General features: G+C 40.3%; 11 protein-coding genes. All 11 read left to right on the forward strand.

Translation table 11 applies throughout. The features are described from left to right. Positions 1 to 11 precede the first annotated feature (11 nt). Positions 12 to 1,511 carry a methylmalonyl-CoA decarboxylase subunit alpha gene (gene mmdA, locus BMY14_RS11160; protein ID WP_091831770.1) on the forward strand — a complete coding sequence of 500 codons (1,500 nt, stop codon included), beginning with the start codon at positions 12 to 14 and terminating at the stop codon, positions 1,509 to 1,511. A gap of 105 nt (positions 1,512 to 1,616) precedes the next feature. After that, the gene (locus tag BMY14_RS11165; protein ID WP_091831754.1) at positions 1,617 to 1,883 is read left to right on the forward strand and encodes a hypothetical protein; all 267 of its coding nucleotides are present in this window, start codon (positions 1,617 to 1,619) and stop codon (positions 1,881 to 1,883) included. A gap of 17 nt (positions 1,884 to 1,900) precedes the next feature. Continuing rightward, on the forward strand, positions 1,901 to 2,299 hold the full coding sequence (locus BMY14_RS11170; RefSeq protein ID WP_091831756.1) for a biotin/lipoyl-containing protein: 399 nt from the start codon (positions 1,901 to 1,903) through the stop codon (positions 2,297 to 2,299). 77 nt (positions 2,300 to 2,376) lie between these two features. Beyond that, positions 2,377 to 3,534 carry a sodium ion-translocating decarboxylase subunit beta gene (locus BMY14_RS11175; protein ID WP_091831758.1) on the forward strand — a complete coding sequence of 386 codons (1,158 nt, stop codon included), beginning with the start codon at positions 2,377 to 2,379 and terminating at the stop codon, positions 3,532 to 3,534. Positions 3,535 to 3,551: 17 nt separating this feature from the next. Further along, positions 3,552 to 3,692 (forward strand): hypothetical protein, encoded by a 141-nt coding sequence (locus BMY14_RS20540; RefSeq protein ID WP_177177559.1) that lies wholly within the window; start codon positions 3,552 to 3,554, stop codon positions 3,690 to 3,692. Between the two features lie 129 nt (positions 3,693 to 3,821). Continuing rightward, positions 3,822 to 5,198 (forward strand): SLC13 family permease, encoded by a 1,377-nt coding sequence (locus BMY14_RS11180; protein ID WP_091831759.1) that lies wholly within the window; start codon positions 3,822 to 3,824, stop codon positions 5,196 to 5,198. Between the two features lie 171 nt (positions 5,199 to 5,369). Beyond that, positions 5,370 to 5,858 carry a hypothetical protein gene (locus BMY14_RS11185; protein ID WP_177177560.1) on the forward strand — a complete coding sequence of 163 codons (489 nt, stop codon included), beginning with the start codon at positions 5,370 to 5,372 and terminating at the stop codon, positions 5,856 to 5,858. A 70-nt stretch (positions 5,859 to 5,928) separates the two neighbouring features. Next, positions 5,929 to 7,575, forward strand: coding sequence for an acyl-CoA mutase large subunit family protein (locus tag BMY14_RS11190; protein WP_091830531.1), 1,647 nt, complete (start codon positions 5,929 to 5,931; stop codon positions 7,573 to 7,575). A 30-nt stretch (positions 7,576 to 7,605) separates the two neighbouring features. Then, positions 7,606 to 7,998, forward strand: a complete 393-nt coding sequence (locus BMY14_RS11195) for a cobalamin B12-binding domain-containing protein (RefSeq protein ID WP_091830529.1) — start codon at positions 7,606 to 7,608, stop codon at positions 7,996 to 7,998. A 59-nt stretch (positions 7,999 to 8,057) separates the two neighbouring features. Next, a complete protein-coding gene (gene meaB / locus BMY14_RS11200; protein WP_091831763.1) occupies positions 8,058 to 8,996 on the forward strand; it encodes a methylmalonyl Co-A mutase-associated GTPase MeaB in 939 nt (312 codons plus the stop codon). A gap of 56 nt (positions 8,997 to 9,052) precedes the next feature. Further along, on the forward strand, positions 9,053 to 9,187 hold a 135-nt coding region (locus BMY14_RS11205), incomplete at its 3' end, for a VOC family protein (RefSeq protein ID WP_177177511.1).

Here is a 9,187-nt window from a genome sequence, read left to right on the forward strand (position 1 = left end):
AAATCATAGATATGCAAAAAAAATCGGAGAAAATAATGCAAGGCGGTGGTGCTTCACGTATTGCCAAGCAACATGAAAAAGGCAAAATGACAGCTCGTGAACGCATTGCTATGTTTTTTGATGAAGGAACTTTTATTGAGTTAGATCAGTTTATGAAACATCGCTGTACAAATTTCGGTCAGGAAAAGAAGGATTTGCCGGGTGAGGGCGTAGTATCGGGCTATGGAACGGTTGATGGACGTCTTGTTTATGCCTATGCACAAGATTTTACCGTAGAAGGTGGTTCACTGGGTGAAATGCATGCGGCTAAGATTTGTAAAGTTATGGATCTGGCTATGAAGATGGGCGCACCGGTTATAGGAATTAATGATTCTGGCGGAGCGCGTATTCAGGAAGCCGTTGATGCACTATGTGGTTATGGAAATATTTTCTTGAGAAATACCCATGCATCAGGTGTCATACCGCAGATTTCTGTAATCATGGGACCATGCGCTGGTGGTGCAGTATATTCACCAGCTCTCACTGATTTTATTTATATGGTTAAAAATACCAGCCAAATGTTTATTACGGGTCCAGCTGTTATTAAATCGGTTACAGCGGAAGAGGTTACAGCTGAGCAGCTTGGCGGAGCAATGACACATAATACAACTTCAGGGGTTGCGCATTTTGCCGCAGAGAATGAGACAGACTGTATTAATCAAATTCGCTATCTGCTTAGTTTCTTGCCAAGCAATAATATGGAAGATGCTCCAATTATTGAAACGGATGATGATGCTGGACGAATTGATGAAGAGTTAAATACGTTGCTGCCAGATAATCCGAATCAGCCCTATGATATGAAAGATATCATTACGACAATTGCCGATAATGGAGAATTCTATGAAATTCATGAACATTATGCTCGTAACATCATTACCTGCTTTGCTCATTTTGATGGCAGATCCGTGGGGATTATTGCAAATCAACCGGCTGTAATGGCGGGCTGTCTTGATGTAAATGCCTCTGATAAATCAGCTCGTTTTATTCGCTTTTGTGATGCTTTTAATATTCCTGTTGTCAATCTTGTTGATGTACCAGGATTTTTACCGGGTACAGATCAGGAATATGGCGGTATCATTCGTCATGGTGCAAAAATGCTTTATGCTTATTGTGAGGCTACCGTACCTAAAATTACGGTTATTACTCGCAAGGCCTATGGCGGATCGTATCTTGCCATGTGTTCACGTGACTTAGGTGCAGATCAAGTCATGGCCTGGCCAACTGCTGAAATTGCGGTTATGGGACCGGCTGGAGCAGCTAATATTATTTTCCGTAAAGATCCGGATGTTGCAGCTAAAACAGCGGAATATATTGAGGAATTTGCTACACCTTACAAAGCAGCAGAACGTGGTTATGTTGATATGGTTATTGAACCAAGTGAAACGAGATCACGGATTATTACAGCACTAAATATGCTTACCAGCAAACGCGAAAGTCGACCGGCTAAAAAACACGGAAATATACCATTATAACGTATCGAGTTTTTAAAAAATTTACAGCAAGTCAGACGGAATGTAGTCATTGTGAATAACGAAACAGTAAAGGTTGGACTTGCATCATGAATGGGAGGTGCCAATATGGGGTTATTTTCATTCTTATTTGGTAAGGATAAAGCAAAACAAAATAAGAAAAAAGTGCAGACTGCAATAAATACGGATTTATCAGTTGTGAAGTCCGCAGCGGGTTTGTCTAATGAGCTTATCGCTGTGATTTCTGCTGCAGCATATGCCATGTTGACAACAGAATACGGTCAAACAGCATTTAAAATTATTCGCATCAGCAATGCTTGGGTAACGGCGGGGCGTCAGCAAGTAATGGATTCTCATAGGGTTCGCAAATCTTAAATAGGAGGTTTTTAAATATGAATAAAATGGATCTTAATATCACAATCAATGGTGTCTCTTATGCAGTGGAAGTTGAAAAAATGGGAGGCGGGACAGCTACGGTACCTTTGGCACCCGTGATTTCGAGTGTAGCTGCCCAACCTGCACCTGTAGCAGCGCAAGCTACTGCACCAAAGCCAGAAGTAATTGTTGCGGCTGGCGATACAGCAATTCCCGCACCGATGCCTGGTAAAGTCAGTAAAGTGAATGTTAAAGTTGGGGATCAAGCTAAAAAAGGCGATGTCCTTTTAATTTTAGAAGCAATGAAGATGCAAAATGAAATTTCCGCACCGTTAGCTGGCACTGTCAAAGCAGTGAATATAAGTGGTGGTGATAATGTAAAACCAGGACAGGTTCTGGTAATCTTAAGTAACTAAAATGTGAGATTTAGTAAAGTGCCGTAAGGCATACTGGATTTTGCATTTTACATACGACGATATAAGGAGGAAGAACAATGGAGTCTTTACTATTACAATATCCTTGGTTAGATGAGTTATTGATGGGTTTTATCGGTCTTACATGGAAACATGTAGTCATGTGGGCGATCAGTGCCTTACTTATTTATTTGGCAGTAAAACGCGATTATGAGCCGAATTTGCTCTTGCCAATTGGTTTTGGTGCTTTGCTGGCAAACATACCAAGCTCATCTGCTATTTCTCAGGTAGTCGGTGAAGAAGGTTTTCTCTGGGTTTTATATAAAGGTGGAATTGCCAATGAACTATTTCCTATTTTAATTTTTATTGCCATTGGTGCCATGTGTGATTTTACACCATTGATTCGGCGCCCGATCGTAATGCTGTTTGCCGCAGCGGCTCAAGTTGGTATCTTCGGAACCGCAATTTTGGCAACTTTGATGGGATTTTCATTTGAACATGCGGCGTCAATCGGTATTATTGGTGCGGCGGATGGTCCGACAACAATTTATGTTGCCAGCCGTTTTGCTCAAGAACTCCTTGGACCATTATCCGTGGCAGCGTATTCTTATATGTCCTTAGTACCAATTATTCAACCACCGGTTATTAAGGCTTTAACAACAGAATCGGAACGCAAAATAAAAATGGGTTATTCGGAAGAAGATGCTGTTTCGAAAACCACACAATTTTTGTTCCCACTCATGATTGTACTTATTGCAGGGATTGTAGCACCTATTTCGGTTGCACTGATTGGCAGCTTGATGTTTGGGAACATTCTAAAAGTTTCTGGCGTTGTTGAAAATCTTTCCAATGCAGCACAGAATGAACTTTCAAATTTAGTAACATTGCTTTTAGGTATCACAATCGGTGGTACGATGTCAGGTGAGAATTTTTTAACGGTTCAGGTAGCTATGATTATGGGACTTGGCGCAGTTGCCTTTGTATTTGATACGGCGGGTGGTGTATTATTTGCTAAGTTATTAAATTTATTTAGAACGGAAAAAATAAATCCAATGATCGGTGCCTGCGGCATATCGGCTTTTCCAATGTCTGGTCGTGTTATTGCCAAAATGGCTTTGAAAGAAGATCCAAGCAACTTTATCATCCAGCATGCAATCGGTGTTAATGTAGCTGGACAGGTGGCTTCGGTTGTTGCTGGTGGCTTAGTACTGGCACTTATACCGGCGCTGGCAAAATAAAAAGTGAGGTGTTACAAATGGATGGAGCAGTTTTGAAATCGGTTACTATGATGGCTATTGCCCTGCCAACAATGTTTATTGTTATCGGTGTTTTTATGTTGGCTACTACATTGTTACATAAAGCTTTTCCGGCTTCGGATGATGAAGAAGAAGAGTAATGATGCAGTAAAGTTACATTATAAAGTGTCAAGCTATGAAAGATAATGGTAGTCAGGTTTTTTTACAAAAGGGAGAATTTTAACATGTAATAGATACTAGGTAATTGTAATATAAGGAGGAATACTTCTATGGAAGCACTCTCTAGCGCAGCTATAGCTTCATTAGTTGGTATTGTAATTGTAGTTGGTATATCTATGTATAATGAAGATCTTAATGTTGGTATTATTGCCATAGCTTTTGCTATCGGTATTGGTGCTCTTTTTGCAGATCTTTCAGCAGTTAAAATCATGCAGGCTTGGCCGGTTGATTTGTTTATGGTATTAACAGGTGTAACATTTTTATTTGGTATTGCCACAACAAATGGAACAATGGAAAAACTTACGGCTAAGGCCATACGTTTGGCTAAAGGCAATACAGCTTTAATTCCTTTAATAATTTTTATCTTAATTACGGTTATTACGACGATTGGCCCTGGGAATATTGCTACGGTAACGCTTATGGCACCTGTAGTTATGGCTATAGCGAACCGCATTGGCATGAAAGCATTCTTAATGACGCTGCTTGTCGTTGGAGCTGCGAATGGTGCAGCTTTTTCACCAATTGCACCAAGTGGAATTATTTCTAACTCCTTTATTGCCAAAATGGCGCCGCAGCTTGAGGCTATGGGACAGCATATGGGTGATTTAAATATGTTAGCTTGGAAGATTCATTTAAACTCTGAAATTGCTCAGTTAGCAGCCAATATCGGCGGATTTTTAGTACTGGGCGGGTGGACTTGGGTCAGAAATCAACGTACTTCGAGTTTGAGCATTGATGACATTGCTCCAAAACCAGAACCTTTTGATAAAAAACAATGGATGACTTTGGGTTCTATTGCAATCCTTGTACTTTTAGTTATTTTACCAAGTTTATCGGTGACAAAACAGTTTTTCACACCAATGATCATGAATCTTATTGGTAATGGTAAGGTGACAAATGTAGGTGCTATCGCCTTTTTACTTTCGTCGATTCTCTTAGTTTTAAATGCTGGTGACAGCAAAGCGGCTGTTAAGGCTGTTCCTTGGTCGGTTATTATTATGGTAGGTGGCATGGGGATATTAATCGATGTTATGGATAAAGCCGGCGGATTAAATGCGATGGTAGGTCTCATTGCAAATGTATCTAATACAACCAGCATAAACGGTGTATTGGCTGTTGCAACAGGATTTATTTCTTCCTTTTCCAGTTCTTCCGGTGTAGTAATGCCCATGTTTTTACCGCTGGTGCCTGGATTAGTTGATCAACTGGGTGGTGGAAATGCAATCGCCATGATTTCCTCAATTGATGTTGGTTCCCACTTAGTAGATACATCACCATTATCACTCTTTGGGGCAATGTGTATTGCTTGTGCAGATGATAAAGAAGATAAGGGTAAGTTATTTCGTCAATTGTTGATTTGGGGTTTCTCCATGTGCATTGTTGGTGGTATTCTTTGCTATATATTCTTCGGTTTACTTGAATTTTAAAAAGAAATTATACGCTTCGCGTGAAGACATTCCGATCTATAACAAAAGGGAGTGCTGAAATGGATGTTTCGCACTCTCCTTTTATAGGAAAAAGCTTAAATGAAAGTGGTGGACTATATGAGCGCTGTAGTAAAATCAATCTCTATATCTACAAAAAAAAATAGATGGATCATGATGGTTAGCATACTGTTTTTTACGGTATTGCTGGGGTTTAATATTATGAACTTTGTTATGCTGCATATTTTTCAGCCGCTTGGATTCGCTTTTGATGCTCTTTTTATATTTGTGTTATTTAATCGGATTAATGCAGAGTATATTTGTGAAATAGAAGCGAAGTCATTAGTCTTCATAAAAAAAAGTCTCTGGGGTACAAAAAAATATGAGGTTTTGAATCATTCCATTATGGGAATCTATTTATATCAGCCTAAATTAATTGATATTACAAATTTTCGGAGAACATATAGGATGCAATCGGCACTTGATCCGAGGAATGTATGGACCATTGCATATACGGTTTCTGGGAAAAAAAACAAGATAGAAAATTGTCGAATTTATTTTAAACCGGATCAAAAATTTTTAGCTGAGCTTACTAAAAAACTGCCAAATAAAATCATGGAAAATGATGAAAAAGCAGTACTTGCCGATTTAAATAGGGTGTAAGGAAAGAGCCGTATTATATTTTATTTATATAACCATGTACAATGAAGCAATAAGGTAGGAGGCAAAAATTATGAGTAATGATAAAGTAAAAGCTGACTTGGCTGCCTATGAAGCCAAAGTAGAAAAAGCAATCGCGAAATTCCCGGAACGGGCTAATATTCCAAAACAACGTATTTATACACCGCTTGATATTCAAAATACAGATTATGCCGATGAAATCGGATTCCCAGGGGTATATCCTTTCACTCGTGGCGTACAGCCGACGATGTATCGCGGTCGTTTCTGGACGATGCGTATGTATGCAGGGTTTTCCACGGCCGAAGAATCCAACAAACGGTATCGCTATTTGATTGAATCCGGTGCTACAGGTCTTTCCTGTGCATTTGACTTACCAACGCAGATCGGTTATGACTCCGATGATGATATCTCGGAAGGTGAAGTTGGTAAAGTAGGGGTTGCTATTGATTCGTTAGCAGATATGGAACTTCTGTTTGATAAAATTGATCTTGGCAAAGTTTCGACTTCCATGACAATCAATGCCCCGGCATCGGTACTACTTGCCATGTACATAGCCGTTGGTGAAAAACAGGGTGTGAGTGCAGATCAACTAAAAGGAACCATTCAAAATGATATTTTAAAAGAATATTCAGCTCGTGGAACGTATATTTTCCCACCAAGACCATCCATGCGTTTGATTACAAATATCTTTGCTTATTGTTCAAAAAATGTACCAAAATGGAATACAATTTCCATTTCTGGTTATCATATTCGTGAAGCTGGTTCAACCGCATCACAGGAAATCGCCTTTACAATTGCCGATGGTATTGCATACTGCGAAGCTGCTATTAAAGCAGGCCTTGATGTAGATGCATTTGCTGGACGTCTTTCGTTCTTCTGGAATGCGCATAACAATGTGCTCGAAGAAGTTGCGAAATTTAGAGCATCCCGTCGTGTATGGGCAAAAGTAATGAAAGAACGTTTTAAAGCTAAAAACCCTAAATCCTGGATGCTGCGTGTTCATACACAAACAGCCGGTTCGATGCTGACAGCACAACAACCAAACAATAACATTGTTCGTGTTGCTCTGCAGACAGCAGCAGCTGTAATGGGGGGCACACAATCCCTTCATACAAATTCACGTGATGAAGCCTTAGCACTTCCTACGGAAGATTCCGTAATGGTTGCACTTCGTACACAGCAGATTGTTGCGTGTGAAAGCGGACTGGCTGACGTAATTGATCCACTTGCCGGCTCTTACTATGTAGAAGCTTTGACAAACAAAATCGAAGCCGAAGCATGGGATTACATCAAAAAAATTGACGAAATCGGCGGAGCTGTTTCGGCAATTGAACAAGGATATATCCAAAAAGAAATCCAAGACAGTGCCTATCAATGGCAGATGGATGTTGAATCCGGTGCGAAAACAATTGTTGGCGTAAACAAATTCCAAGTTGAAGAAAAACCAGTTGAAGGTTTACTTCGCGTCGATGCTTCTGTTGGCGTAAAACAGAAAAAACATTTGGCTGAACTTAGAGCAAAACGCGACAATGCAGCGGTAAAAGAAGCACTTATAGCCCTTGAAAAAGCATGTAAAGATGAAGAAGAAAATCTTATGCCGCATATCTTAACAGCTGTTAAGACCTATGCAACACTTGGTGAAATTTGTGGAGTAATGCGCAGCGTGTTCGGTGAATATGTTGCCCATGTGAATCTGTAATTAATAGTAAGAGTTGGAGGGACAAATACGATGGAAAAACGTATTAGAGTATTAGTAGCAAAACCGGGCCTTGATGGTCATGATCGTGGAGCAAAAGTGGTAGCACGTGCACTTCGTGACGCAGGTTTCGAAGTAATATATACAGGTCTTCGTCAGACCCCGGAACAGATTGCTGAAGCAGCACTGCAAGAAGACGTAAACGTAGTAGCAATGAGTATCTTATCGGGCGCACATGCGCATATTTTCCCTAAAGTTGTAAATTTACTTAAAGGAAAAGGGATGGATGATGTGCTGGTTGTTGGCGGCGGTGTTATTCCTGAAAGTGATATTCCGGCTCTTAAAGCAGCAGGAATTGCGGAAGTATTTACACCAGGAGCAACAACGGGAACAATCATAGATTTCATTAAAGAAAACGTAAAATAATTGTCATATGAGGTGATGGGTGCTCTTCGGAGTGCCCGTATCGCCGAAGGTGGTGCAACATGGATATAGCACAAGAATTACTAAATGGTTCAAAACTTGCTTTGTCGCGTGCCATTACCGCAATCGAAAATGAGCACGACGATGCAGTAGACATCATGAAAAAGTTGTATCCGCATACAGGAAACGCTTTTGTATTTGGAATAACGGGACCACCCGGTGCAGGTAAAAGCACATTGACAGATAAACTCGCCAGAGAATATCGTTTAATGGGTAAAACCGTAGGCATCATAGCAATTGACCCGACAAGCCCATTTTCGGGCGGCGCAATTTTAGGCGATCGCATTCGGATGAATGATCTTACATTAGATGAAGGTGTATTCATTCGCAGTATGGGAACGCGAGGCAGTCTCGGCGGCTTATCACGCAAAACGGCAGATGCAGTGAAAGCAATGGATGCATTTGGTAAAGATATTATCTTTATTGAAACCGTAGGTGTAGGTCAGTCAGAGGTAGACATTGTCAAAGCAGCCGATACAACCATGGTTGTACTGGTACCTGGTCTTGGTGATGATATACAAGCCATAAAAGCTGGGATCTTAGAAATTGGTGATGTATTTGCCATCAACAAAGCCGATCATGAAGGTGCGGACCGGCTGAATGTTGAACTCAATATGATGCTTGACCTTGGCGGCATGACGAAAGATTGGCGACCACCAATCAAACAAGTTGTGGCCAATCAGGGACAAGGTGTGAAGGAACTCATCATAACAATTGAAGAGCATTACGCGCATTTGAAAACGACAGGGCAGTTGACTACGAGACGTACAGAACGCACGAAAAATGAAATGCTGGATATCCTGAAAAATGGAATCGGCACGTATATTACAAATCATATTACGGCATCCGGGCAGTTTGACCAGTATGTAAAAGATGTAGAAGACCGGAAAATTGACCCATATAGTGTCGTAAATGATCTATTAAAAGGTATGCTAAAATAAAGGCGGCTTTGTATCGGCCACTTGAAATTGTTAGTTTTTGAGGAGGATCTTTATAAATGTTTAATGTTGACAGAGTAGACCATATTGGTATTGCTGTTGCTGATCTGGCAGAAGCAAAAAAATTCTATACAGATATTCTTGGACTTAAAGCAACAGGCGAAGAAATTGTTGAAGAACAAAAAGTAAAAGTT

Source organism: Propionispira arboris (assembly GCF_900109225.1).
GTDB lineage: Bacteria > Bacillota > Negativicutes > Selenomonadales > Selenomonadaceae > Propionispira > Propionispira arboris.

Bases quoted from the DNA above. Each gene is read 5' to 3' on its own strand.
- mmdA (WP_091831770.1), top strand. From the start codon at position 12: ATGCAAAAAAAATCGGAGAAAATAATGCAAGGCGGTGGTGCTTCACGT.
- BMY14_RS11165 (WP_091831754.1), top strand. From the start codon at position 1,617: ATGGGGTTATTTTCATTCTTATTTGGTAAGGATAAAGCAAAACAAAAT.
- BMY14_RS11170 (WP_091831756.1), top strand. From the start codon at position 1,901: ATGAATAAAATGGATCTTAATATCACAATCAATGGTGTCTCTTATGCA.
- BMY14_RS11175 (WP_091831758.1), top strand. From the start codon at position 2,377: ATGGAGTCTTTACTATTACAATATCCTTGGTTAGATGAGTTATTGATG.
- BMY14_RS20540 (WP_177177559.1), top strand. From the start codon at position 3,552: ATGGATGGAGCAGTTTTGAAATCGGTTACTATGATGGCTATTGCCCTG.
- BMY14_RS11180 (WP_091831759.1), top strand. From the start codon at position 3,822: ATGGAAGCACTCTCTAGCGCAGCTATAGCTTCATTAGTTGGTATTGTA.
- BMY14_RS11185 (WP_177177560.1), top strand. From the start codon at position 5,370: ATGATGGTTAGCATACTGTTTTTTACGGTATTGCTGGGGTTTAATATT.
- BMY14_RS11190 (WP_091830531.1), top strand. From the start codon at position 5,929: ATGAGTAATGATAAAGTAAAAGCTGACTTGGCTGCCTATGAAGCCAAA.
- BMY14_RS11195 (WP_091830529.1), top strand. From the start codon at position 7,606: ATGGAAAAACGTATTAGAGTATTAGTAGCAAAACCGGGCCTTGATGGT.
- meaB (WP_091831763.1), top strand. From the start codon at position 8,058: ATGGATATAGCACAAGAATTACTAAATGGTTCAAAACTTGCTTTGTCG.